General features: G+C 72.7%; 21 protein-coding genes and 1 tRNA gene. 15 read left to right on the top strand and 7 right to left on the bottom strand.

The features are described 5' to 3' along the window. Position 1: 1 nt before the first annotated feature. Both ABD954_RS16640 and ABD954_RS16645 read right to left on the bottom strand, forming a co-directional pair. Complete coding sequence (locus ABD954_RS16640) at positions 2-1,072, bottom strand: bifunctional MaoC family dehydratase N-terminal/OB-fold nucleic acid binding domain-containing protein (RefSeq protein ID WP_345486815.1); 1,071 nt, start codon at positions 1,070-1,072, stop codon at positions 2-4. Then, positions 1,069-2,235, bottom strand: a complete 1,167-nt coding sequence (locus ABD954_RS16645) for an acyl-CoA dehydrogenase family protein (RefSeq protein WP_345492231.1) — start codon at positions 2,233-2,235, stop codon at positions 1,069-1,071. The genes ABD954_RS16640 and ABD954_RS16645 overlap by 4 nt, the downstream gene beginning before the upstream one ends. A gap of 148 nt (positions 2,236-2,383) precedes the next feature. Here ABD954_RS16645 and ABD954_RS16650 point away from each other — a divergent pair, with 148 nt between their 5' ends. From ABD954_RS16650 to ABD954_RS16665, 3 genes are all read left to right on the top strand, one after another. Beyond that, a complete protein-coding gene (locus tag ABD954_RS16650) occupies positions 2,384-3,295 on the top strand; it encodes a bifunctional DNA primase/polymerase (protein WP_345486816.1) in 912 nt (303 codons plus the stop codon). Between the two features lie 134 nt (positions 3,296-3,429). Continuing rightward, positions 3,430-3,951, top strand: coding sequence for a ferredoxin (locus ABD954_RS16655; protein ID WP_345486817.1), 522 nt, complete (start codon positions 3,430-3,432; stop codon positions 3,949-3,951). A gap of 709 nt (positions 3,952-4,660) precedes the next feature. After that, positions 4,661-5,407 carry a DUF6551 family protein gene (locus ABD954_RS16665; protein ID WP_345486818.1) on the top strand — a complete coding sequence of 249 codons (747 nt, stop codon included), beginning with the start codon at positions 4,661-4,663 and terminating at the stop codon, positions 5,405-5,407. A gap of 167 nt (positions 5,408-5,574) precedes the next feature. Here the strand turns inward: ABD954_RS16665 and ABD954_RS16670 are convergent. Then, a tRNA-Ser gene (locus tag ABD954_RS16670) sits at positions 5,575-5,662 on the bottom strand. 252 nt (positions 5,663-5,914) lie between these two features. Then, the gene (locus ABD954_RS16675; protein WP_345486819.1) at positions 5,915-7,411 is read right to left on the bottom strand and encodes a S1C family serine protease; all 1,497 of its coding nucleotides are present in this window, start codon (positions 7,409-7,411) and stop codon (positions 5,915-5,917) included. A gap of 185 nt (positions 7,412-7,596) precedes the next feature. Here ABD954_RS16675 and ABD954_RS16680 point away from each other — a divergent pair, with 185 nt between their 5' ends. From ABD954_RS16680 to ABD954_RS16690, 3 genes are all read left to right on the top strand, one after another. After that, complete coding sequence (locus ABD954_RS16680; RefSeq protein WP_345486820.1) at positions 7,597-8,418, top strand: glycerophosphodiester phosphodiesterase; 822 nt, start codon at positions 7,597-7,599, stop codon at positions 8,416-8,418. 98 nt (positions 8,419-8,516) lie between these two features. Then, entirely contained in the window at positions 8,517-9,122 is a 606-nt protein-coding gene (locus tag ABD954_RS16685; protein WP_345486821.1) for an ATP-binding protein, read from the top strand. A gap of 198 nt (positions 9,123-9,320) precedes the next feature. After that, positions 9,321-10,307, top strand: coding sequence for a DUF5926 family protein (locus ABD954_RS16690; RefSeq protein WP_345486822.1), 987 nt, complete (start codon positions 9,321-9,323; stop codon positions 10,305-10,307). A 230-nt stretch (positions 10,308-10,537) separates the two neighbouring features. On the opposite strand, the gene ABD954_RS16695 is transcribed toward ABD954_RS16690, so the two are convergent. Together ABD954_RS16695 and ABD954_RS16700 are read right to left on the bottom strand one after the other, a co-directional pair. After that, positions 10,538-11,281, bottom strand: a complete 744-nt coding sequence (locus tag ABD954_RS16695; RefSeq protein WP_345486823.1) for a hypothetical protein — start codon at positions 11,279-11,281, stop codon at positions 10,538-10,540. Between the two features lie 501 nt (positions 11,282-11,782). Beyond that, positions 11,783-12,340 (bottom strand): bifunctional DNA primase/polymerase, encoded by a 558-nt coding sequence (locus tag ABD954_RS16700; RefSeq protein WP_345492233.1) that lies wholly within the window; start codon positions 12,338-12,340, stop codon positions 11,783-11,785. A gap of 1,117 nt (positions 12,341-13,457) precedes the next feature. Between ABD954_RS16700 and ABD954_RS16705 the strand changes: the two genes are divergently transcribed. Next, positions 13,458-14,864 (top strand): PP2C family protein-serine/threonine phosphatase, encoded by a 1,407-nt coding sequence (locus ABD954_RS16705; RefSeq protein WP_345486824.1) that lies wholly within the window; start codon positions 13,458-13,460, stop codon positions 14,862-14,864. Between the two features lie 262 nt (positions 14,865-15,126). Next, positions 15,127-16,596 (top strand): aminopeptidase P family protein, encoded by a 1,470-nt coding sequence (locus tag ABD954_RS16710; protein WP_345486825.1) that lies wholly within the window; start codon positions 15,127-15,129, stop codon positions 16,594-16,596. 142 nt (positions 16,597-16,738) lie between these two features. On the opposite strand, the gene ABD954_RS16715 is transcribed toward ABD954_RS16710, so the two are convergent. Next, positions 16,739-17,194, bottom strand: a complete 456-nt coding sequence (locus tag ABD954_RS16715) for an ATP-binding protein (protein WP_345486826.1) — start codon at positions 17,192-17,194, stop codon at positions 16,739-16,741. A gap of 218 nt (positions 17,195-17,412) precedes the next feature. Between ABD954_RS16715 and ABD954_RS16720 the strand changes: the two genes are divergently transcribed. The 7 genes from ABD954_RS16720 (at position 17,413) to pheA (ending at position 24,787) form a co-directional block, all read left to right on the top strand. Beyond that, the gene (locus ABD954_RS16720) at positions 17,413-18,255 is read left to right on the top strand and encodes a hypothetical protein (RefSeq protein ID WP_345486827.1); all 843 of its coding nucleotides are present in this window, start codon (positions 17,413-17,415) and stop codon (positions 18,253-18,255) included. 154 nt (positions 18,256-18,409) lie between these two features. Then, complete coding sequence (locus ABD954_RS16725; RefSeq protein WP_345486828.1) at positions 18,410-19,237, top strand: YcnI family copper-binding membrane protein; 828 nt, start codon at positions 18,410-18,412, stop codon at positions 19,235-19,237. A 48-nt stretch (positions 19,238-19,285) separates the two neighbouring features. Beyond that, positions 19,286-19,999 carry an SCO family protein gene (locus tag ABD954_RS16730; RefSeq protein ID WP_345486829.1) on the top strand — a complete coding sequence of 238 codons (714 nt, stop codon included), beginning with the start codon at positions 19,286-19,288 and terminating at the stop codon, positions 19,997-19,999. Next, on the top strand, positions 19,996-20,448 hold the full coding sequence (locus tag ABD954_RS16735; RefSeq protein ID WP_345486830.1) for a copper chaperone PCu(A)C: 453 nt from the start codon (positions 19,996-19,998) through the stop codon (positions 20,446-20,448). The genes ABD954_RS16730 and ABD954_RS16735 overlap by 4 nt, the downstream gene beginning before the upstream one ends. A gap of 26 nt (positions 20,449-20,474) precedes the next feature. Continuing rightward, entirely contained in the window at positions 20,475-22,532 is a 2,058-nt protein-coding gene (locus ABD954_RS16740) for a copper resistance CopC/CopD family protein (protein ID WP_345486831.1), read from the top strand. Between the two features lie 36 nt (positions 22,533-22,568). Continuing rightward, a complete protein-coding gene (gene efeB / locus ABD954_RS16745; protein WP_345492235.1) occupies positions 22,569-23,810 on the top strand; it encodes an iron uptake transporter deferrochelatase/peroxidase subunit in 1,242 nt (413 codons plus the stop codon). 41 nt (positions 23,811-23,851) lie between these two features. Next, the gene (pheA, locus tag ABD954_RS16750; RefSeq protein WP_345486832.1) at positions 23,852-24,787 is read left to right on the top strand and encodes a prephenate dehydratase; all 936 of its coding nucleotides are present in this window, start codon (positions 23,852-23,854) and stop codon (positions 24,785-24,787) included. The last annotated feature ends 226 nt before the right edge of the window (positions 24,788-25,013 follow it).

The following is a 25,013-nucleotide window of genomic DNA, read 5'->3' on the forward strand; positions in this document are numbered from 1 at the left end:
GTCAGTCCTCCCCGCCCGCCCGGAAGACGGGGAGTTCCAGCTCGTCGTCCACCCGGAGGAACTCCAGCCGGACCGGCATCCCGATCCGCACCTTGTCGTACGGCACTCCGACGACGTTGCTGACGATCCGCACCCCCTCGGCCAGTTCGATCAGCCCCACCGCGTAGGGAGGGTCGAAGGCGGGGAAGGGCGGGTGGTGCATCACCACGTACGAGTAGACGATCCCCTCGCCGCTCGCCTCGACGGTGTCCCACCGCAGTGCGCCGCAGGCGTTGCACCCGGGCAGCCAGGGGAAGCGGAGGGCCTCGCAGTCGCCACATCGCTGGATCAGCAGCCGGTGCTCGGCCACGCCCTCCCAGAAACCCGCGTTGTCGCGGTTGACGACGGGCCGGGGCCGCCTGGGCGGGGCGGGGCGGGAGGGTGCTGACTCGCCGTGAGCTGCCGCGCCGTGAGCTGCCGCCCGGTGCGACTGCGACTGCGACTGCGTCGGTGCCGGTGTCGGTGCCTGTGTCGGTGTCGGTTCGGCGGGCGGTGGTTTTACGGGGCGGGCGACCGGCGCGTACTTCAGGATCCGGAAGCGGTGGGTCCCGGCGAGCTCGCCGCAGGCCCGGACGTCCATGCGCGTCGTGACGAAGTGACCGGTGCCGAGCTTCGTGGTCTTGCGCGGCGAGACGGACTCGATGACGGCGTCGAAGGTGATCGCGTCCCCCGGCCGGAGCGGCCGCAGGTACTCCTGCTCGCAGTCGGTGGCGACGACCGCCGTGTACCCGGCGCCGTCGAGGAGGGCGGACAGCTCCTCGTACGCCCCCGAACGGCCCGCGTGGCCGGACAGGCCGCCCATCGTCCACGCCTGGAGCATGGTCGGCGGCGCGACCGCCCCGGGCCCCCGGTAGGCGGGATGGGTGTCCCCCATCGCCTCGCACCAGTGTCTGATCATGGGCTCGTTGACGAGGTCCTTGCCGGCACCGGCGGTGACGGCGGCCTGCCCCTCGTACGCCTTCAGCCGCGCGTGGAAGAGGTCCGGCTCGTCGTGGGGGTCATGCTCCGGCGGGAGCCCCCGTACGGCCGTCATCGGCGCCGCCTCCCCTTCATGCCGAGCCGCGTCCTCGCGACGATCTCGCGCTGCACCTCGCTCACCCCTCCCCCGAAGGTGTTGATCTGGGCGGCCCGGTTCATCCGCTCGAGCTCGCCGCCGTCGAACGCTCCCGGCGACCCCGTTCGGACCAGTCCGGCCCCGCCCGCGATCTCCTGACACATTCGGTACACCTCGACCGCCGATTCGGTTCCCGCGAACTTCACTCCGCTCGCGTCCCCGGGGGCCGGTCCGCCCGCCCTCACATCCCCCACCAGACGCCAGTTGAGCAGGCGCGTCGCCGCCAGCCGGACATGTGCCTCGGCCGCCCGGATCCGGATCCACGGCTCGTCAATCCGACGCCTCCCCGTCACCGGATCGGGTGCACGGGCGTGCCGGAGCGCCGCCGCGAAGAAGTCCTCGGCCTGCATCCCGATCGCGGCGAGCGCGACCCGCTCGTGGTTGAGCTGGCTGGTGATGAGGCCCCAGCCGCCGTTCTCCTCGCCGACCAGGTTCCCGGCCGGGACGCGGATCCCGTCGTAGTAGGTCGCGGTCGTGGTGAGCCCGCCGACGGTCTCGATCGGGGTCCAGGAGAATCCCGGGGCGTCGGTGGGGACGAGGACGAGGGAGATGCCCCGGTGCGGGGGAGCGTCGGGGTCGGTGCGGCAGGCCAGCCAGACCCAGTCGGCGTTCTGCGCGTTGGAGGTGAAGACCTTCTGCCCGTCGACGACCCACGAACCGCCGTCGCGCACGGCCCGGGTGCGCAGCGAGGCGAGGTCCGTACCGGCCCCGGGCTCGCTGTAGCCGATGGCGAAGACGGTCTCGCCGCGCAGGATGCGGGGCAGGAAGTACGCCTTCTGCTCGTCGGTGCCGTACGTCATCAGGGTGGGGCCGACGGTGTTGAGGGTGACCATGGAGACGGGAGCGCCCGCCCGGTACGCCTCGTCGAAGAAGACGAACTGCTCGTCCGGGCCGCGGCCTTGGCCGCCGTACTCCTCGGGCCAGCCGAGTCCCAGCATCCCGTCGCCGCCGATCCGGCGCAGCAGCGCCCGCTGCGCGGCGCCGTCGGTGGCGGGCGGCGGGCCGTCGGGCATCAGGTCGCGGAAGTACGCGCGGAGCTCGGCGCGCAGCCGCAGTTGCCGTTCGGTCGGGGCGAGGTGCACGGCGACGCCTCCCGTCGGGGCTCCCATCGACTTTCCTGACTGTCCGTCAGATACGGGAGCCCTGTCAAGGTCGTCGCACGGGGGCCGGCCGGCCACGGGAAGCCCGACCCCTCTTCCCTTATTCGAACCCGTGTACGAAACTAGGTCCATGGCCGCTTCTGCCCGGCAGACCGCCGCCCTGAACCACGCCCTCGCCCTGGCCCACGCCCTGACCGCGGCGGAGCGCGGGCTTCCCGTCATCCCCCTGTCCCGCACCAAGCTCCCGGCGCTGCGCTCACCCCACCGGGGCGAGCACCGCCCGGCGCCCTGCCGCGGCGAATGCGGCCTGCCCGGCCACGGCGTCCACGACGCGACGACGGACCCGGCCGCCGTACGGGCCCTCTTCGCGGCGGCCCCATGGGCGACGGGATACGGCATCGCCTGCGGGCGCCCGCCGCACCGGCTGATCGGAGTCGACCTCGACGTACGGGAGGCGGCGCCGGAGGAGGAAGGGGGCGGCGGCACGGACGGGGTGGCCGCGCTCGGGGCACTGGCCCGGCGGCACGGGTTCACCGTCCCGCCGACGGTCACGGTCCTCACCCCGGGCGGCGGCCGGCACCTGTGGCTGACCGGCCCGGCCGACGTCGTGGTCCCCAACTCGGCGGGCCGCCTCGCTCCCGGCGTCGACGTCCGGGGCTCGGGCGGCTACCTGGTCGGGCCCGGTTCGATCACCTCGCGCGGCACGTACCGCCTCGCTCCCGGCACGGCCGGCCTCGCTCCCGCGCCCTGCCCGCCCGTGCTGCTCACCCTCATCGCCCCGCCCGCCCCACCGGCCCCTTTGGACCACCCCGTCCCACCCTCACCGGCGGCCGCCGAGGCCCTGGTCCGCTTCGTCCTCGCCTCCCCGCACGGCCAGCGCAACACCCGCCTCTTCTGGGCCGCCTGCCGCGCCTACGAGACGGGCGCCCCGGCCCCCCTCCTCGCCGCCCTCACCACCGCGGCCCTCACCACGGGCCTCCCGGCACCGGAGGTCCACGCCACCCTGGCCTCGGCGGCGACGATCATGGCCCGTACACCCTGAGCGTCGGCCTCCGGACCGGCGCCGGGCGGCGCCAGCGCCACAGCCTCGGGTTCGCTCAGCTGCGGAGTCAATCGCCAGGACGGGACGGCGGTGCTCCGACGACAGGCAGGACACGGGTTTCTATGCTCAGTCCGGTGACCCTGTATGACGACCCCGTTGCCAGCCTTTCCGACAAGGACCGTGAGGTGTTCCAAGGACGTTGGGAAGACCGGCTCTGGCTCAATGTCCCGGGTCCCTTCTACGGTGGCGAGACCGACACCTGCCGGACAGGTCGCATCTCTGCCCCCCAACACGTCCTTTACGGCGGTGAATACCTGACGGAGTACGTCTACCGGCAGCCCCGAAGGCCCGCGGAGGCGGCGCGACTGGTCGAAGCCGCCTGCTGCGATCCCTTACTCGGGTACGGCTGCGACGGCGATACAAGGTGGACACCGGACGCGGTTCGGGAGTGGTGGCGCGACCGCGGTCGGATCATCGAGTACTTGTCCGCCCATGACTGGAACGCCATCGACTGGGCTCAGCAGGGTGTGTTCGCCGCCGTCCGGGACTACGAGTCCTCCTTCGCGGGGCGCCTGGCAGCGGATCTGCGGACCTACCTCTTCTGGCTCGAAGAGGGACGCTCCCCCTCGGCCGGCGAACGGCTGCCCGACCTGTAGTCGGGGGCGGGGGCGCCCATGCAGCCGATTGGCGGCAGCCGAACGTGCCTTCACGGCTTTGCTGCCGATTCCCGACCGGAGGGAACCACGGGACAAGGAGGCCTTCGCGGGAAGCACGAACAGAACAGCCTCTGACCGTTCTTCCAGTCAGAGGCTGTTCATCTGCGATGGGTGTGGGATTTGAGCCCACGGAGACATCGCTGCCTCGACGGTCTTCAAGACCTTTCGACGATCAAGGCCGCTTCAGGCTCCGGCGCAGGTCAGACGGGGTTCGAGGACGCCAGCGGAGCCGTCGTCCTCGTCGTCGTGCCCTCTACGTGCCCCATCGGCATCCGCATGCCCCTCGAGCACAGGCATCAGACGCGGCAGCGACCTCGGCATCTCGGCCGGCCACGGGACGAGTGTAGTGCCGGGTGGTGACGCTCACGTTGGAGTGCCCGAGCCGATGGGCAGCCGTCATCACGCCGTACCGGCCAGCGACCCAGGTGCCGTGCGACGCGCGGAGGCCGTGCGGGGTGACGTCCGAGAGACAACTAGACGTTTGAGGGGCTTATGTGATGGGTGCTTAGATACGGCAGCGCGCTGTTCCCAACATCCCGGCATAGCCGAACATCCCCCTACCACAGCGCAGGAAGGCACAGCCATGCCCAAAGCCCGGTACACCTTCGAGCTTCCGACCCACAACGTGGAGTACGGACAGGAGCTCTCCGTGGCTGAGCTCAACATCGATCCCCAAGCTCAGCGCACCCTCAACGAGCGGCGAGCGCAGAACATCGCGAACAACATAGTGCGAGAGGCCATCGGTTCGATCATCGTCTCGCGCAGGGATGATGGCGACCTGTACATCGTTGATGGCCAGCACCGTTGGCGCGCGTGCGTGCTCGCCGGCATCCCCACGATTCGCGCCGACGTACACGAGGGGCTCACTCAGCCCCAGGAGGCCATCCTCTTCCTGATCAAGAATCGGGAGTCGCACAAGCCTCGCCCCATCGATGAGTATCACGTGGGACTTACTGGTGGTGTTCCTCTCTTCGTCGACACCGACCGCATCCTGAAGAAGCACGGTCTGGCTCTCGGGTCCTCGTCCACGAACAGCGTGGGAGCCGTCTCCGGGGTGCTGCAGATCACCGACCGCTATGGCGCCTCCGTCTTCGATCGCACCCTGACGATCGCGGAAGAAGCCTGGGGGCGGGCTGCGGAGACCTGGGATGGAATGCTCCTCGGTGGCATCGGGCAGTTCATCGGCCGGTGGGGTGACCTGGTGAACGACTCCGAGTTGGCGAGGAAGATGCAGAAGATGGGAACGGCCGCCAAGTGGCGTTCCGAGATCCTGAGCCGTTCGTCGCGCGGAGGGTTCAACAACAGCGGCACCGGCTCACGTACCACCACGGCCTACAAGCTGGTGGCCGACGCTTGGAACCACGGTCGCACTGCCGGCAAGCGCATCGAGGCGTAGTTCCGATCTGGTGCTGCCCCGTGTGATGGAGCAGCCGAGGCCGTAAGCACGAACCGTGCCCTATCCGTCCCCGTCGCCCCGGGAAATGGCGGGGAACCACGGTAGCAAGCGGGCGCTGACCCCAGAACGGCCCCTGACCATCGATCCTGGTCAGGGGCCGTTCCAGCTGGCGGTGGGTGTGGGATTTGAACCCACGGTGACTCTCGCCACGACGGTTTTCAAGACCGTTCCCTTAGGCCGCTCGGGCAACCCACCCGCGCCCCGCCTCACCTGGCGCGGAGCGGCTACAGCCTACCGGCTGGAGGACTCCGCCAGGGAAACCCGCCCACACCTGGCCCGCGGCGGCCGCGGCGCGCCCGGATCTCGTGGAGTCGGCGCTCTTCGACGGTGGCTCAGGGCCGCCGGCCGAGCGGCGGACGGGCCGCGTCCGGGCGAGACTCGGGGGGCCGCGTCCGGGCGGGACTCGGGGCGGGTGCGGGGCGCGGATGCGTACGGTCCGTGCGAGCGTCAGTTGTCGCCCGTGCGTTCGCCGAGGGTGAGGGTGACCGTGGCCGGCTTGCCGTCGCGTTCGTAGGTGATCTTGACCGTGTCGCCGGGCTTGTGGGTCCAGATCTCGCTGATCAGGGTCGGGCCGCTGTCGATCTGGCGGTCGTCGAAGCCCGTGATCACGTCACCCGGCTTCAGACCGGCCTTGGCCGCCGGGCCGTCCGGCGCGACGGCCGGGGTGCCGCCGGAGCCCTGCTCGGCGATGGTCGCGCCCTCGCCCTTGTCCTGCATGTTCACGGTGGCGCCGATGACCGGGTAGACCGGCTTGCCCGTCTTGATCAGCTGCTCGGCGACGTTCTTGGCCTGGTTGACCGGGATGGCGAAGCCGAGGCCGATCGAGCCCGCCTGGGACTGGCCGAAGCCGCTGCCCGCCGACTGGATCGCGGAGTTGATGCCGATCACCGCGCCGCTCGCGTCAAGGAGCGGGCCGCCGGAGTTGCCCGGGTTGATCGACGCGTCGGTCTGCAGGGCGCTCATGTACGAGTTCTTGCCGCCGGAGCCGTCGCCGGAGGCCACCGAACGGTCCTTGGCGCTGATGATGCCGGTCGTGACCGTGTTCGACAGGCCGAAGGGCGCGCCGATCGCGATCGTCGAGTCGCCGACGGCGACCTTGTCGGAGTCGCCCAGAGGCAGCGGGGCGAGGTTGGACGGGGCGTTCTTCAGCTTCAGTACGGCCACGTCGTAGCCCTCGGCGCGGCCGACGACCTCCGCGTCGTACGACTTGCCGTCGGAGAAGGTGGCCGAGAGCGTGCCGCCGCCCTCCGCCGCGGAGGCCACCACGTGGTTGTTGGTGACGATGTGGCCTTCCTTGTCGTAGACGAAGCCGGTGCCCGTGCCGCCCTCGCCCTCCACTCCGCCCGACTTGGCCTGGATGGTCACGACGCTGGGCAGCGCCTTGGCCGCGACCGCGGCGACCGTGCCGGGGTCGCGCTTGAAGGAGGCGGGGGAGTCGCTCGAAGAGATCGTGGTCGAGGTGGTGGTGCCCGAGTCCCGCTCGGACGCCGCCCAGTACCCGACGCCACCGCCGACGCCGCCGGCCACCAGGGCCGCCACGAGGACGGCCGCCACCAGGCCGCCGCGCTTGCGCGGGGCCTCCGGGGCGGGCGGCAGGGGCGAGGCCCAGGCCGGGGTCACGGGAGGCGCCGGAGGCCAGCCGGCACCCGCGGCGGCGGGTGCCGGGGTGGATGCGGCAGCCGCGGGCGGGGTGTGCAGCGGCTCCTGGGCAGCCGTCACCGGCTCGGACGCCGCCGGTTCGGACGCGGCCGGCGCCGGAGACGTGTGGGGCGCCTGAGGCTCGGCCATCGGCTCGGCGGCGGGGCCCGCCGCCGGTTCGGCGGCCTGCGCGGGCGAGGCTCCCGGCGCGGCGGCCGGAGGTACGGGGGGTGCGGGAGGCGCGGGAGGGGCGGACGGGGCACTCCGGTCAGCCGGAACCGCCGCGCCCTCGTTCTCGGTGCTCACAGCTCTCTCCTCGCTCACTGTCCACGTCCACTCGTTGCACGGTCGCTGCACGGTAGCTGCCGGTCGCCGGGCTCAGCTGTCCCCTTAGCTTTTCCCACAGCACGTCAGGCCACTGTAAGCCGGAGCTGTGCGTCCGCACCCCATTGTTTACATCAGGGCATAACGGGCGCCCTTACCATGACGCGGTGACCCACGCACCGCAGCAACCGAACCGCCTCCCGATCCAGGTGGTCGCCCACCGCGGAGCCTCCGAGGACGCCCCCGAACACACGCTGGCCGCCTACGTGAAGGCCATCGAGGACGGCGCCGACGCCCTGGAGTGCGACGTCCGGCTCACCGCCGACGGCCACCTCGTCTGCGTCCACGACCGCCGCGTCAACCGCACCTCCAACGGCCGCGGCGCCGTCTCCGCACTCGAGCTCGCCGATCTCGCCGCCCTCGACTTCGGCGTCTGGAAGGGACGCGACGAGGCCGGGGAGAGCCCCGACCGGGGCGATCCGGGCGCCACCGCCGTCCTGACCCTCGAACGCCTCCTGGAACTCGTCTCCGACGCCGGCCGCCACGTCGAGCTGGCCATCGAGACCAAGCACCCCACCCGCTGGGCCGGGCAGGTCGAGGAGAGACTGCTCCACCTGCTCGACCGCTTCGGCCTCGCCAAACCCGCCGCACCCGAGGACTCACCGGTGCGCGTCATGAGCTTCTCCCCTCGGTCGCTCCACCGGATCGCGCTGGCCTCGCCGACCATGCCCACGGTCGCCCTCTCCCAGTTCGTCACCCCGCGCCTGCGCGACGGGCGGCTGCCGGCCGGGGCGCGGATCGCGGGCCCGTCCATCCGGATCGTCCGCCACAACCCCGCCGTGATCCTGCGGCTGCAGAAGGCCGGCCACCAGGTGCACGTGTGGACCGTCGACGAGGAGGAGGACGTGGAGCTGTGCGAACGGCTCGGCGTCGACGCGATCATCACCAACCGGCCGAAGCAGGTGCTGACCCAGCTCGGCCGCCGTTAACCGGCCGCACTTCAGCCCCGTGCGCCCCTTTCGCACCACCTGTCACAGGAGTGCGGGGGAGTGCACCGGCGCGTTCAGGACGTACGCGATCGTCACGAGTGCGTCACCGGAGGCGGACTGGCCGGTTTCCGGTCCAGGCCATTGGGGCATTCACCACGTGGCGTGGGGCAAAGGAGGTCTCGGGGGTGGCGTTGGTGGTGGCACAGGAGGTGCCCACGTCGTCGAGCATGGCCGTACCCCATGGCCCTGCGGGCGTGGGTGAGGCGCGACACCGGATGCGGGAGCAGTTGAGCCGCAGCGGGATGTCCGAAACGGTCGTCGACGACGCGGTACTGATCCTTTCGGAACTGCTCAGCAACGCCTGTCGGCACGGGAGACCGCTGGGCCGCGACGCGCACGTGGGCGAGGGCGATGTCCGGGCTGCCTGGAGCATCGACAAGACCGGTGGACTGCGGGTCGAGGTGACGGACGGCGGTGGTCCCACCCGCCCCGTCCCCGCCACGCCGTCGGTCACCGCGCGCGGTGGTCGCGGGCTGAACATCATCAGCGCGCTCGCCCAGGACTGGGGCGTACGGGACAGCGCGACGGGCGAGGTCACGGTCTGGGTCGTGGTCACCGAGGGCCATCGCCGCGAGGACTTCGCGGCGCGGGTCGGCGGTGGCTGCGGGCTCGACTTCCTGGAGGCGTACGACGATCTGGAGTGACGCACGGGCGGGGTGACCCGACGGCGCCGGCAGCCCGGACCGGAGCAGGGCACAGCCTGGACCGGAGCAGGGCACAGCCCGGGCCGGAGCAGGGCAGTCCGTGCCGGGCCCCGGGAGCCGCGGTCCCGGCATGCGGGACCGCGGACGGCTAGGCTCGCGCCCGACACAGCACCGCCGCGATCGGGAGAAAGCCACACCATGGCCAAGAAGCGCCCCCAGACGAAGCCCGGCAAGGCCGGCACGACCGGCCAGGCACAGGTCACGAACGGGGAGATCCCGGTCGTCGGCGCGCGCGAGCCCTGCCCCTGCGGTTCGGGCCGCCGCTACAAGGCGTGTCACGGACGGGCCGCCGCGCACGCCGTGACCGAGCACGTCCAGCGCCCCTTCGAGGGGCTGCCCGGCGAGTGCGACTGGGTCGCGCTGCGCGAGCTGGTCCCCGCCGCGACCGCACCGCTCACCCTCAAGGGCGGACTGCCCGAGGGCGTGCCGTCCGTGACGCTGGCGACCGTGCTGCCGATGGCCTGGCCGGCGCTCCGCCGCGACGACGGCTCCGTGCTGGTCGCGCTGCAGAACGACACCTCGTCCGGCGACCTGTCCCGCGACCTCGCCGACACCCTGGAGCGCGCCCTGGTGGCCGAGCCCGGCACGCCGGTCGCCGCCCGCCGCGTACCGGCGGAGGGTCCCCGGCTCCAGGACCTGCTCGACCTGGACAGCGATTTTGCGCCGGTCGTGCACTCCGGTTTCGAATTCTGGATTCCGGAGTCGGCGGACAATTCCAACCCCGAGGTCGCCGCTTCCCTGGAACGCGCCAACGCCGCCGCGATCCCGACCGTGAAGCTGGCCGGTGTCGACTCCGCGTACTGGTGCGAGACCCCGGAGAAGAACCACCTGCGCTGGGTCATGCCGCACGCGGAGGAGAAGCTCCTCGACGCGCTGGCCCGCCTGCAGGCCGCCGGCAGCTCCTCGCTCGGTCCGGAGACCCGCCTCGTGGGCTCGTTCCGGGCCCACGGGCTCATGGTTCCGGTGTGGGACCTGCCGACCTCGATGACGGCGGAGGACTGCGAGAAGCCCGCCGCCGAGTTCGCCGAGCGGCTCGCCGCGGCGCTCGCCTCGGACGCCCCGCTGAGCATCGAGGAGCGCAGGGCGCGAGGCGGCCTCACCAACCGTCAGGTCACGCTCAGCTGATACCCCAGGTGGTATCGGTGACTGACAGACCGACCAGTCGGTGATGTCCACCACAACCCCTCGTCCGAGGGGCTAAATCCCTGTCCGAATAACCGAGATCGAATTTGCGAACGGCAGATCTCTTGTTACCGTTCTTGAAGCCCGGTCGCTGGTGCATCCCCCGTCGCCAGCGACCGGGTCTTCTCATGCCCCGGGACGCCCACGGAAGGCCGCTGCGCGCAGCGCGCGGCTCAACTCCCGTCGGACTCCGGCGCGTTGCTCCCGGAGCGCAGCAACAGCGGCGCACTGCCGCCCTCTCCCGCTCCGGCGAATTCCGATACGGCCGAATATGCCTCGACGGCTCCGCGCCCGCGCTCCCTCGGCGTCTCGCACGTCCCCGGTTCGTCCCGCGCCTCGACCGCGCACCGCACCTGTACGGTTCGCCCGCCGGGCGCCATCAGAGTGAGGACGGCGTCGAGCCGCTGGCCCGTGGTGTTGCGGTAGTACGTACGCGCCCAGGTGTCGGCGCCCTCGGTCACCACGCAGGTCTGTGCCTCGACGCCGTCGGGTGAGGCGAGCTCGGGCCCGCAGCGCGTCGCGGACGGGAAGGGATCGGACGCCGAAGGGGCCTCGGCGGCCGGGGAGACCGCGTGGGAGGCGTCGAGCCCGAGATCCGAGAGCACTCCCTTGGGCTTCGCGTCGCCGTGAGCGCCCGCGGAGTCGCCGGCCGAGTCGGCGGAGGAGTCGGCGGACGGCCCGCCGGACGACGCGTGGGACGAGCCGCCCGACGAGCCGCCGGCCGCCGCTTCCGCCCCGTCACCGGCCAGGACCCCGGCCGGGTCCGGCGCCAGGTCCGCGGCCGTGCCCGCTGCTCGTCCTCCGGCCCGGCCGGGCGGGCGTTCTCCGGCGGGGCCGGCCGTCGCGGCGATCGGCACCAGTACCGCGATCACCACGGCGGCGCCGAGCCCCAGCCCACGGAGCTTCGCCGGACTCACGCGCCATACGCCGGTCCTCATACGTCGGCCCACCCGCTTCTCCGGAACGGATCCAGGACCCTCGGAACGGATCCTTCCGGCGAAGATATCCGCGGCCGCCCGGCCCCCGGCCGGCCGCGCGCCCGTTTTCCCTGGATGGCGGGGCCCTCCACACCCGTACGGGTGAAGGCGCACTCGGACCGGCCGCGGATCGGTCACGAACCGGTCGCCGAGCAGTCGCGTATCGGTCGCGGTTCGGGTGGCGGGCCGCTGGCGGGCCGGGACGTGGATCAGGACACGGCCCGGGCGTGAATCAGGACAGGGCCGGGTCCCGACGGGCCGGGCAGACCCGAAACCGGGCGGGCCCGGGGCCGGACAGACCGAGGGGGCGGACAGACCGAGAGGGCGGGACCGACGGCCCGGACAGACCGAGAGGGCCGGACAGACCGAGAGGGCCGGACACGCCCAGTGGCCGGGCGGGCTCAGTGGGGCCGGACAGCCCGGCGAGGCCCGGCGGGCCGGTCAGTACGCGAGTCTGCTGCCGCCACCCGGCATGCTCGTGCTCGCCTCTACCAGCGCGTCCACCACGGCCTCGACGTCCGGCAGCCACGGACGTGCCGAACCCTCCAGCGGCGCGCGCTCCCAGCGGACCTGCCCGGCCGCGGTGGCCGACGGAGGCAGCGGCAGATATCCGCCGTCGCCGTGGAAGCGCAACGAGCTGGGCACGCTGTCCTTGGCGTAGAGGAGCTCGCCGAGCCGTTCGAGGTCGTACGGGGCGACGAGGATCGCCCAGCGCGTGGGCGAGGCCACGACCGGGCCCAGCCGCATGCCCTGCGCGTCGAGCGCGGCGAGCGCCCTGGCGCCCGCGACGGCCGGCAGGCTCACCGCGCAGGGGGCGCGGCCGCCGGTGGCGAGCAGGACCGGCGCATCGGGGCGGCGGCTGCTCCACCACCAGCGGATCATGCGGGCGTCGGTCGTGGCCGCGAGGAGGCCCGGGTCGAAGGGGTGCACTCCGGGCACGACGCACTCGGGGTCGGGGCAGGCGCAGTGCGCCGCGGCGGCCGCACGCGGGACGCCCATGGCCCCGCGGACCCGGCCCGCGCGGACCTCATCCCCGGTGCCCCCGTCCCCGGAGGCGGCCGCCCCCGTGCCCGTACCTCCGAGCGCCTGCGCACCCGCGCGCAGCCACCCGGCCGCCCACGATCCGGCCCCCCGCGCCACGGCCGCCCGCAGCCGGAACACCCGCGAGCCGACCGCACCGAACGCACCGGCCGGACCGCCCCCGCCCGAGCCGCCCGTCAGGTCCGTGCTGTCGTGCCCCGGTGTCACCGGTCCGGCCGCCCGCAGGCCCACGCCCGGCAGCACCGGCCAGTCCCACGCGGTGGCGTAGAGGAGCGCGGCCTCGGCGGGGCCGGGGGTGGTTCGACGGCCACGGCCCGCGCTCGGCGCACCGGCCGTGCCGCGCCGCGTTCTCCCGGCGCCCGGCAGGGCGGGCAGTCGCAGCGCGCCCTCCGTGCCGTGCCCGCCCTGCGCGCGCTCCGCGCTCTCCATGCCCTCCGTGCCCGCCTCGCGCTTGCCGCGCCCGAACCGGAGCCTGCGTCGCCTTCCGAGGATCTCGCGCATGAGCGCTCGTTCCTTTCCGTTGAACGCCGAATCCACATCACACCATGTGCACGACGTTTCGATCACAGCACGTACACATGTCTTCACCGTGCGTATATCTGTGCGTCAGCGCGTACGAGTCGCGCCCGAGCCGGACTGTGCTCCCGGCGTCTTTCCGGGCGGTCTTTCCAGGCGGTCGTTCCAGCGGTGGACCCTGCCGGAACACGTTCCCCGCCACGTGGGGTAGGGGTGCGGCCTGCGGTGATGACGACGCTCGGGTTCCGCGTCCGTATTCAGGGGCGTCACCAACTGCCCCTGCCCGTCACCGATTACGTACCCGTCTCGCTCAAAATGACGCGCTTTCAAACGACGCCAGTCGACCGCAAATGGTGCACACCGGGGGTAATTTTCGGCCAACTTCCCCTAGGCTTCAACCCTCTCGTCAGATCTCACGGACACCAGAAGTCTCGTGGTGACAATGCTGGACATCGCTCGACTTGTGCGTGTAGATGTGGATCGATGGATAGCGGCGCAGAATGACTTGGGGGTTTGCGATGCTATTGCATGAAACGCGCAGGTCGGAAAGCCGAGTGCCATGACTACACCCCGCGCGCCGAAAGTGGCCGGAATCGATTCCACTGTTCCTTCTCCCCCGCACACTGCGGCACCCGCCGCCCCCCTCCCGCCGCTGCCCTCCCGCGACCTGGGCCCCGGCGGTCTGCTCCAGGACCGCCTCGCCGGCTGGGTCTCCGACCTCACCCTCCTCCAGGAACACACCGAGTCCCTGATCAGGACCTCGACCCTCGACGACGCCCTGCACGAGGTGCTGCGCGCCGGCGCCTGTCTGGTCGGTGCCCGCCGGGGCATGGCGGTCCTCGAACCCGGCGACGGCCTCGGCCCGGCCACCACGGTCGGTCTCGGCCTCGCGCACGCCGAACTCGGCACCATCGAGACCGTGCCCCGCAGCGTCACCTCGTACGGCCGGATCCTCGACGGACTCGACCCGCTGCCGGACGGTGCCCTGCCCCGCCCCGTCGCCATCCCCGACCTGCGCGGGGCACAGGACCTCGACCCGCGCCACCGCGAGGTCGCCGCCCGCCTCGGCTGCGCCGCCAGCTACGCCCTGCCGCTCGCCACCGAGAAGGCCGGGAAGCTCGGTGCCCTCGTCTGGTTCTACGACGAGCCCGCCGAGCCCGTCGAACGCCAGCGTCACCTCGTCGGCCTCTACGGCAGGTTCGCCACCGAGCACCTGGCCCGCCTCCTGGAGGTCGAGCGCGCCCGCGCCCAGGTCGCCACCGTCACCGAGGAGCTGCTGCCGCACCGGCTGCCCCGGATCTCGGGCGTCCAGCTCGCCGCCCGGCACCGCACCGGCCCGCGGGGCGGCGGCGACTGGTACGACGCGCTGCCGCTGCCCGAGGGCGCCCTCGGACTGGCCGTCGGCTCGGTCACCGGCAGCGGGCCGAGCGCCCTGGCGGCCATGGGCCGGCTGCGCGCGTCCCTGCGCGCGTACGCCGTGATGGAGGGCGAGGACCCGGTCGCCGTCCTCTCCGATCTGGAGCTCCTGCTCCGCCTCACCGAACCAGCCCGCTCGGCCACCGCCCTCTTCGCCTACTGCGAGCCGCAGGCGCGCCGGATCGTGCTGGCCGGGGCCGGGCACACCCCGCCGCTGGTCGTGGGCGAGCACCGCACCGAGTACGTGGAGACCTCGCTGTCCGCTCCCCTCGGCATGCTGGCCTGCTGGGAGGCGCCCAGCGTCGAGCTGTCGCCCGCGCCCGGAGAAACGGTGCTGCTGTACACCGACGGGCTGCTCCGGCGGACCGGCGACCCCATGGACCGGGCCTTCGCGCGGCTGCACGCCGCCGCGGCGAGCGTGCCGAGGGCGGACCGGGCCGATCCCGGTGCCGTCGCCGACCACGTCCTGCGGACGGTGCTGCCCGAGGGTCTGGACGCCCCCGGGTCCGACGGCGAGGACGTCGTCCTGCTCGCGGCCCGCTTCGACTGACGCCGCCGAGCCACGCCGCCACGCCGCCACCAGGCACCAGGCACCAGGCCGCCCGGCACCGGCACCCGGCACGCCGCCACCCGACATGCCGCCACTCGCTGTCCCCGCCCGCTTCGCCGGCGCCCGCTTCGGCCGGCGCCCCGAGTCACCGCGGGGTGACCGTCGGACATGGGTCTTCCGCCTCTGGGACCCCTTCCGCACGACCGTACGATGGTGATGGTTCAGTGTCGTACCACTGTCGTACCCACAAGGAGGCAGACCCGTGGCCGAGGAGCTCACGCCGGAGAACCCGGAGACCCCGGAGGAATCCGAAGAGCAGCCGATCAAGCAGCGCAAGAACGGCCTGTACCAGGGCGTCTCCGACGAGCTCGCCGAGAACATGAGGTCCGGCTGGGCCGACACCGAGCTGCACGGCCTGGAGCCGATCCCCCAGGCCGCCCACACGGCCGCCCGCCGCGCCGCGCTCTCCGCCCGCTTCCCGGGCGAGCGCCTGGTGATCCCGGCCGGAAACCTGAAGACCCGGTCGAACGACACCGAGTACAGCTTCCGCGCCTCCACCGAGTACGCCTACCTCACCGGTGACCAGACGCACGACGGCGTGCTCGTCATGGAGCCGGTCAAGGGCGGCCACGAGGCCACGGTCTACCTGCTGCCGCGCTCGAACCGCGAGAACGGCGAGTTCTGGCTCGACGGCATGGGCGAGCTGTGGGTCGGCCGGCGCCACTCCCTCGCCGAGGCGGAGCAGCTGCTCGGCATCCCGGCGAAGGACGTGCGCGAGCTGCCCGAGTGGCTCAAGGAGGCCACCGGCCCGGTCCGCAACGTCCGGGGCCACGACGCCGGCATCGAGGCCGCGCTCGTCGACAAGGTGACCGCCGAGCGCGACGAGGAGCTGCGCGTCTTCCTCTCCGAGGCCCGCCTCGTGAAGGACGCGTTCGAGATCGCCGAGCTGCAGAAGGCCTGCGACTCCACCGCCCGCGGCTTCGAGGACGTCGTCAGGGTCCTCGACAAGGCCGAGGCGACCAGCGAGCGCTACATCGAGGGCACCTTCTTCCTGCGCGCCCGCGTCGAGGGCAACGACGTCGGCTACGGCACCATCGCCGCCGCCGGTCCGCACGCCTGCACCCTCCACTGGGTGCGCAACGACGGCCCGGTCCGCTCCGGCGACCTGCTGCTGCTCGACGCCGGCGTGGAGACCACCGAGCTCTACACCGCCGACGTCACCCGCACCCTGCCGATCAACGGCCGCTTCACGGACGTCCAGCGCAAGATCTACGACGCCGTGTACGAGGCGCAGGAGGCCGGCATCGCCGCGGTGAAGCCCGGCGCCGCCTACCGTGACTTCCACGACGCCGCCCAGCGCGTGCTCGCCGAGAAGCTCGTCGAGTGGGGCCTCGTCGAGGGCCCGGTCGACCGCGTCCTGGAGCTCGGTCTGCAGCGCCGCTGGACCCTGCACGGCACCGGCCACATGCTCGGCATGGACGTCCACGACTGCGCCGCCGCGCGCACCGAGGCGTACGTCGACACCACGCTGGAGCCGGGCATGTGCCTGACCGTCGAGCCGGGGCTCTACTTCCAGGCGGACGACCTGACCGTGCCGGAGGAGTACCGGGGCATCGGCGTCCGGATCGAGGACGACATCCTCGTCACGGAGGACGGCAACCGGAACCTGTCGGAGGCGCTGCCGCGCCGCTCCGACGAGGTCGAGGCGTGGATGGCCGGCCTGAAGGGCTGATCCCCCCCCCGCACGCCGTGGGAAGCCCCACGGCCGGTACGACGACGCTGCTCGACCCGTACGACACCGTCAGACCTGTACGGCGCCGCTCGACCCGTACGAGGGCCCCCGCCGACCGTCCGTCGGCGGGGGCCCTCGCGCGTCAGGTCAGGGCCAGCGGGGCGTCCGCCCGCCACTTGATGATCTTGTCGAAGCTGACCAGTGCCCCGCCCCGGCCCGTACGGCCGAAGTGGACGTGGTCGGCGAGCTCCTCGATCAGCCGCAGTCCCCTGCCGTGCTCGGCGTCGTCGGGCGCGGCCGTGCGGCGCTCCACCACCGTGCCGGAGAAGCCCGGACCCGAGTCGGCCACCTCGATGCGGCAGGTCTCGCCGTCGAGGTAGGCGGTCACCCGGTACGCCTCCGACGCCGCGCCCCGGCCGACGGCCTCGCGGCCGCCGTGCTCGACGGCGTTGGCGCAGGCTTCGGTCAGGGCCACGGACAGCTCGTAGGACACGTCCGGATCGACACCGGCGGTCTCCATCGTGCCGAGCAGCAGTCGTCGGGCGAGCGGGACGCTCGCGGCCTCGCGCCGCAGATGCAGGGACCACCAGATGCTCATGCTTCAGCCTCCTGGCTGCGGCTCGACATGCTGCGGCACGACATACCGATACGTATTGCCGTGCGGGGTGGTCGGTAAGCCCCGGGGGGCGGCAAGAGCGCCCGTTCGGCGGATGCACTCGCCCGGTGGGCGGTGTATGTCGCCCCGAAGGCGCCCAAGCGGGACCTTCCGGACCTGCCGTATGGGAGGCAGGGGCCTGGTGCGATGATGGGCCCGCCATGTCTGCCCCCGCGCTCGCGCCACGCATGCTGAGGGCCGCGGTCTTCACCGCGGTCTGTGTCGTGCTGTCCGCGCTCGGCCACGCGCTGGCCGCGTGCGCGGGGATCGCCCCGTGGTCGCTGGCCGCCGGATTCCTGGGCGTCTTCGGGCTCACGGTGCTGTTCGCCGGCCGTGAGCGTTCGCTGCCCGCCATCGTCGGCGCGCTGGCGGCCGGACAGCTCGCCCTGCACGCCCTGTTCGGGCTCGGCCAGCGCCGGCCGAGCGTCGGCCCGCAGGCCGACGAGACCCTGATCCGGCTCGCCGCCAAGCTGGTGTGCGGTCGCGGCGCCCCTGCGTTGAGCCCGGCCGACGCGGCCAGGATCGTCAGCGACGCGGGCCTCGCGCCCTCCGCGTCAGCGGCGGCCGGGGCCGGTACCGGCGCGGGGGTGCACGAGCACCTGGCCGGCATGACTGGGGTGACGGGCATGACCGGCGCGGCGTCCGCCGGCGCGCGGACCGTCGACCTGGTGCCCAGCCTCCCGATGCTGCTCGGCCACCTGCTGGCCGCGCTCGCGACCGGCTGGCTGCTGCGGCGCGGCGACCTCGCGCTCGGCCGGCTCGTCGCGCTGTCCGCGCAGGGCGCCGCCGAGTTCGCCGAGGGCGCGCTCGTACGGTCCCTGCGGGCCGCGCTCCACCTCGTACGGGCCCTGCTCGCCGGCCTGCCGGGCGTCCCGGCCACCGGGCCCGGCGGACCCGCCCGTACCGCCTCGGACTCCTCGCCGCCACCGGTGGCGGAGGCACTCCAGCACACGGTGATCCGGCGCGGCCCGCCGGCCGCCGCCTCCTGCGTCCTCGCAGCCTGACGCGGACCGCTCCAGCGGGGGTGGGTCCGCGGCCGTCCGCGCCCGCGCGCGCGGAACGTACACCTGCCCTTCGACGTCTTCCGGACGCCCGTCCGCGGATCTCTGTCCGGCCGATGTCTTCCGCACCTCTCCTTCGAGCTGGAGTGTCTTTGCCATGAGCGTTTTCCGTACGCAGCCGTCCTTCCGTACGCAGCCGTCGTCCCGTACGCAGCCGTCGTCCCGTACGCAGCCGTCCGGGTCTTTCCTCGCCCGCGCCGCCGTCGCCGGTGGCGTGGCCGCCTCGTCGGTGCTGCTGCTCTCCGGCACCGCGTTCGCGCACGTGAGCGTGCAGCCGCAGGGCGAGGCCGCCAAGGGCGGTTACGCGACCGTCAACGTGAAGGTGCCGAACGAGCGCGACAACGCCTCCACCGTCAAGGTCGAGATCAACTTCCCGACCGACCACCCGCTGGCCTCCGTGATGCCGCAGCCGGTCCCCGGCTGGAAGGTCGAGGTCACCCGGGCGAAGCTCGCCAAGCCGCTGGAGCTGCACGGCAAGAAGATCAACGAGGCCGTCGCCAAGGTCACCTGGACCGCGGACGGTTCGAAGATCGGTCCCGGCCAGTTCCAGCAGTTCCCGCTGTCCCTCGGCCGCCTGCCGGAGGACGCCGACCGGCTCGTCCTCAAGGCGATCCAGACCTACGACAACAACGAGGTCGTCCGCTGGATCGAGGAGCCCAAGGAGGGCGCCGCCGAGCCCGAGAGCCCGGCTCCGGTCCTGAAGCTGTCCGCCGCTGCCGACGACCACCACGGCGGCGCCGCCCAGCCCGCCGACGACGACAAGAGCGACAAGAGCGACAAGAGCGGGAAGGACGACGGGCACGAGAAGGCCGCGGACGCCGACTCGACCGACACCGCCGCCCGGGTGCTCGCCGTCGTCGGCATCCTCGTGGGCCTGGCCGGAGTCGCCTTCGGTGTCCTCGCCGGCCGCCGCCGCTCGGCCTGACGGCCTGACGGACTGACGCCCCCTCACCCGAATCTCCGAAAGAACACCATGTCCGACAACACCACAGACGGCGGCCGTCCCGGCCGCCGTGCCCCGCTGGTCGTCGCCGCCGTGGCGATCGTCGCGGCGATCGGCATCACGGCCACCGTCGTGCTCGGCGGCGGTGACGACCGGGCCTCCGGCACCGGCAGCGCGCCGGTCGCCGAGGTCTCCGGCGGCACCGACCCCGCCGAGGCCGCCACCGTCCTCGACCGGCCCTTCGCCAAGCCCGACCTCGTCCTCACGGACACCAAGGGCCAGAAGTTCGACCTGCGCGAGCGCACCAAGGGCAAGCCGACGCTGATCTACTTCGGCTACACCCACTGCCCGGACGTCTGCCCGCTGACCATGAGCAACATCGCCGTCGCGCGCAAGCAGCTGCCCAAGGCGGACCAGGACAAGCTCCAGGTCGTCTTCGTCACCACCGACCCGGAGCGGGACACCGCCGCCGAGCTCGGCAAGTGGCTGCCGGCCGCCGGCGACCCGTCCTTCGTGGGGCTGACCGGCGACTTCTCGGCGATCCAGGCCGGTGCCCGCTCGATCGGCATCGGCATCGACCCGCCGAAGAAGGAGAAGGACGGCAGCGTCGTCTCCATGCACGGCGCCCAGGTGATCGCCTTCTCGCCGACGACCGACCAGGGCTACGTCCTGTACGGCGAGGACACCACCGCCGAGCAGTACGCCGAGGACCTGCCGAAGCTCATCAAGGGGGAGAACCCGTGACCCGCCGCACCACCGCCCTGTCCGCCGCCGTCGCCCTGGCCGCCGCGCTCGCGCTGACCGGCTGCTCGTCGAAGGACAGCGGGCCCGAACTCAAGGTGAGCGGCGCGTTCATGCCCCAGCCCGTGATGGACATGGCGGGCGGCTTCCTCACCATCACCAACAGCGGCGACACCGCCGACAAGCTCACCTCCGTCACGAGCGGCATCTCGGACGACGTCCAGATCCACGAGACGAAGAACCAGAAGATGCGGAAGGTGGAGTCCTTCGACATCCCGGCGAACGGCGAGCTGAAGCTCGAACGCGGCGGCAACCACATCATGTTCATGGGGCTGAAGCAGAAGCCGAAGCAGGGCGAGAAGGTCTCCATCGAGCTGCACTTCGAGAAGTCCGACCCGATCGAGGTCGAGCTTCCCGTCGAGGCGCCCCACCACAACCCGAAGCAGCACTGAGCTCGCCCAAGGACGTGACACGACCCATGACGACCACCGCCCCGCGCCTCGGGCCCGCCCTCGCCCGGCTGCTGCTCGTCGCCGCCGCGCTCCTGGGCACGCTGCTCGCCGCCGCGGGCCCCGCGTCCGCGCACGCGGCGCTGACCGGCAGCGACCCGCAGGACGGGGCGGTGGTCGCCACCGCCCCCAAGGAGGTCAACCTCACCTTCTCCGAGCAGGTCGCCATGAGCGACGACTCCATCCGGGTCCTCGACCCGTCGGGAAAGCGCGTCGACACCGGCGAGATGCGCGACCTGTGCAGCGGCTCGATCGTCCGCTACGGGGTCGCCCTGCGGCCCGGACTGCCCGACGGCACCTACACCGTGGCCTGGCAGACCGTCTCCGCCGACAGCCACCCGATCGCCGGCGCCTTCACCTTCTCCATCGGCGCCCCGTCCAAGACCTCCGTCGCCCTGCCCGACACGGCCGTGGGCGGCGGACTCGTCGGCGCGCTGTACGGGACCGCGCGCTACCTCTCGTACGCCGCCTTCGTCGTCCTCGTCGGCGGCGGCGCCTTCGTCCTGGTCTGCTGGCCGCGCGGGGCCGCCGTGCGCCCGGTGCAGCGGCTCGTGGTCCGCGGCTGGCTGGCCCTCACCGCGGCCACCCTCGCGCTGCTGCTGCTCCGGCACCCGTACACCCGGACCGGCCGGCTCGGTGACGTCTTCGACCTGGGCGGGCTGCGGGCCGTCCTGGAGACCAAGACCGGCGCCGCGCTCTCCTCACGGCTGCTGCTCCTCGGCGCGGCGGCGCTCTTCGTGGCCGTGCTGTTCGGCGCGTACGCCCGGCGGTCGGACGAGAAGGAGCACCGGGACCTGACGTTCGGGCTCGCCATCGGCGGCTCGGTCGTGGCGGCCGGCATCGCCGGTACGTGGGCGCTCGCCGAGCACGCCTCGACCGGGATCCAGACCGGCATCGCCATGCCGGTCGACATCCTGCACCTGCTGGCGGTCGCGGCCTGGCTGGGCGGCCTGACCGCCCTGCTCGTCGCCCTCCAGTGGGGCCCGCCGGTGGAACGGTCGGCGGTCGAGCGCTACTCGAAGGTGGCGTTCGGCTCGGTGGTCGTCCTGGCGGTCACCGGCGTCTACCAGTCCTGGCGGCAGGTCGGCACCTGGTCGGCGCTGACCGACACCCGGTACGGGCAGCTGCTCCTGGTCAAGATCGGCCTGGTCGCCGTGCTCGTGGGAATCGGCTGGGTCTCGCGCCGCTGGGTGCGGCGGCTCGGGGAACCGGCGGAGGAGACGGCAGGGACCGCGAAGGCGGACCCCGCCGACGCCGGGGCCTCGGCCGATGCCGGAGCCGAGACCGACGGGGCCGAGGCCGGGGCCAAGACCGACGGGGCCCATGCCGGAGCCGAGGCCGACGGGGTGCGGGAAGCCGACGCCGAGGCCGAGGCCGGTGCGGACGCCGACGCGGACGCGGACACGGACACCGACGCGGACACCGACGCGGACACGGACGGCGTCGACCCCGAGCGGGCCGCGCAGCTCGCGCGGCAGCGGGCCGCCGTCGCCGTCGCCCGGCGGAAGAAGGAGCGGGACGCCGACCCCGAGCGGGCCGGACTGCGCCGTTCCGTGCTCACGGAAGCCGCCGTCGCCGTGGTGCTGCTCGCGGTGACGACCGTGCTGACCTCCACGGAGCCCGCCCGTACCGAGGAGGCGGCCGGCAGGAGCGGCTCCTCGGCCGGCACCGCCGCCGTGCCCGACCGCCCGATCGACGTCCGGCTGCCCTTCGACACCGGCGGCGTCGACGGCAAGGGCACGGTCCAGATCACCCTGGCGCCGGGCCGGGCGGGCGCCAACGCGCTGCACCTCTATGTGCTGCGGCCCAACGGCCGGGCGCTGGACGTTCCCGAGGTAAAGCTCGCCTTCACCCTCAAGGAGAAGAACGTCGGCCCGCTTCCGGTCCTGCCCGACCGGATCCAGACCGGACACTGGACGGCGAGCGGCGTCCAGCTGCCGATGTCGGGCGAGTGGCTGATGCAGGTGACGATCCGCACCTCCGACATCGACCAGACCACCATCGAGAAGAACGTGAAGATCGGCTGACCCGTGAGCGACGAGAGTCCCGTGAGCAACGAGAGTATGGAGATGTCCCGCCGGCGCGTGCTCGGCACCGTCGGTGCGGCCGGAGCGGCCGGACTGATGATCGGCGCGGCCGGAGGTGCCGGGATCTCCGCGTCGGTGTCCGACGGCGGGTCCGCGTCCGGAGGGGCGGTCCCGCTCACCGCGGTCGGTGCGACCGAGGTGATGTTTCACGGGAAACATCAAGCGGGGATCACCACTCCGCTTCAGGCCCGCGGCCACCTGGTCGCCTTCGACCTCGTGCCCGGCGCGGGCCGCAAGGAGGCCGCCGCGCTGCTGCGCCGCTGGTCGGCCACGGCCGGGGCGCTGATGGCGGGCAAGCCCTCGACCGATGACACGGGCATCGCCCTGGACGCCGGCCCCTCGTCCCTGACGGTCACCTTCGGCTTCGGCCGCACCTTCTTCGACCGCACCGGGCTGGCCGCCCGCCGTCCGGTGCAGCTCGACCCGCTGCCCGCCTTCTCCTCCGACGCCCTCGACCCGAAGCGCTCGGAGGGTGATCTGTGGGTGCAGATCGGCGCCGACGACGCGCTCGTGGCCTTCCACGCGCTGCGCGCGCTCCAGAAGGACGCGGCCGGGGCGGCCCGGGTGCGCTGGCAGATGAACGGCTTCAACCGCTCGGCCGGTGCCACCGCCCGGCCGATGACGGCCCGGAACCTGATGGGCCAGGTCGACGGCACCGGCAACCCCAAGCCGTCCGACCCGGACTTCGACCGCCGGATCTTCGTGCCGCAGGGCGCGACCGGCGCGCAGGACTGGATGGCGGGCGGCTCGTACGCGGTCGTCCGGCGGATCCGGATGCTGCTCGACGACTGGGAGAAGCTGCCGCTGGAGAAGCAGGAGAAGGTGATCGGACGGCGGAAGGCGGACGGCGCGCCGCTGACCGGCGGGACGGAGACCACCGAGCTGGATCTGGACCGGATCGGCCCGGACGGCAAGACCGTCATCCCCGACAACGCCCACTCCCGGATCTCCGCCCCCGAACAGAACGGCGGGGCCGCGATGCTGCGGCGGCCGTTCTCCTTCCACGACGGCATCGGGCCGGACGGGACGCCGGACGCCGGGCTGCTCTTCGTCTGCTGGCAGGCGGATCCGCTGCGGGGCTTCGTCCCGGTGCAGCGCAAGCTCGACCGGGGCGACGCCCTGTCCCCGTTCATCCGGCACGAGGCGAGCGGCCTGTTCGCGGTGCCGGGCGGGGCGGCGCAGGGCGAGTACGTGGGGCAGCGGCTGCTCGAGTCCTGAGCGGGAGGCCGCCCCGCACCGGCTGCCATTAGGGTGACCGTATGTCAGCCACCCGGTATACGTATCTCGGTCCCGAAGGCACGTTCACGGAGGCCGCGCTGCGTACGCTGCCCGAGGCCGCGACGCGGGAGCTGGTGCCGATGGTCTCGGTGCCGGCCGCCCTGGACGCCGTGCGCAACGGCGAGGCGGCCGCGGCGCTCGTACCGATCGAGAACTCGGTCGAGGGCGGTGTGACCGCGACCCTCGACGAGCTGGCCTCGGGCGAGCCGCTGATGATCTACCGCGAGGTGGTCCTGCCGATCGCGTTCGCGCTGCTCGTACGGCCCGGGACCAAGCTGTCGGAGATCAAGACGGTCACGGGCCACCCGGTGGCCCAGCCGCAGGTGCGGAACTGGCTGCGGGCCCATCTGCCGGAGGCGGTGTGGGAGTCGGCCGCCTCCAACGCGGACGGGGCGCGACTGGTCCAGGAGGGCCGGTTCGACGCGGCCTTCGCGGGCGAGTTCGCGGCGGCGACGTACGGTCTGGAGCCGCTGGTCACCGAGATCCACGACGCGGAGAACGCGGAGACCCGGTTCGTGCTCGTGGGCCGGCCGGCCCGGCCGGCGGCGCCCACGGGGGCGGACAAGACCTCGGTGGTGCTGTGGCTGGGCGACGACCACCCGGGCGCCCTGCTGGAACTCCTCCAGGAATTCGCGGTGCGCGGGGTCAATCTGATGTTGATCCAATCCCGGCCGACGGGCGCCGGAATCGGCAACTACTGCTTCGCCGTCGACGCGGAGGGGCATATCGCGGACCGGCGGGTCGGTGAGGCGCTGATGGGGTTGAAGCGGATCTGTCCGAAGGTGCGGTTCCTCGGTTCGTATCCGCGGGCGGGCGTCTCGGCCGAGGACGTACGGGCGCTGCGGCGCGGGACCTCGGACGCCGAGTTCACGGCGGCGTCCGACTGGCTGGCGCGGGTGCAGGACGGCCGGGCCTGAGCCCCGAGTTATCCACAGGGGCCCTGCTCGGCCTGGGGACAAGTCGACATGCCGGTGGGGTCACCGCGGTCTCGGGTCGACAAATCACTGTCAGCCCTGGTCCCGGACCCCACCCCTGGGGAGAACAATTGCCACTCGAAGGGGTGGGAAAATGAGATCGAAGATCGACGATCACGTTCGTCCACAGAACTTTCGCACAGCCTGTGGATAACCTTTCTCCTTATCC

Source organism: Streptomyces roseoviridis (assembly GCF_039535235.1).
Taxonomy (GTDB): Bacteria; Actinomycetota; Actinomycetes; order Streptomycetales; family Streptomycetaceae; genus Streptomyces; species Streptomyces roseoviridis.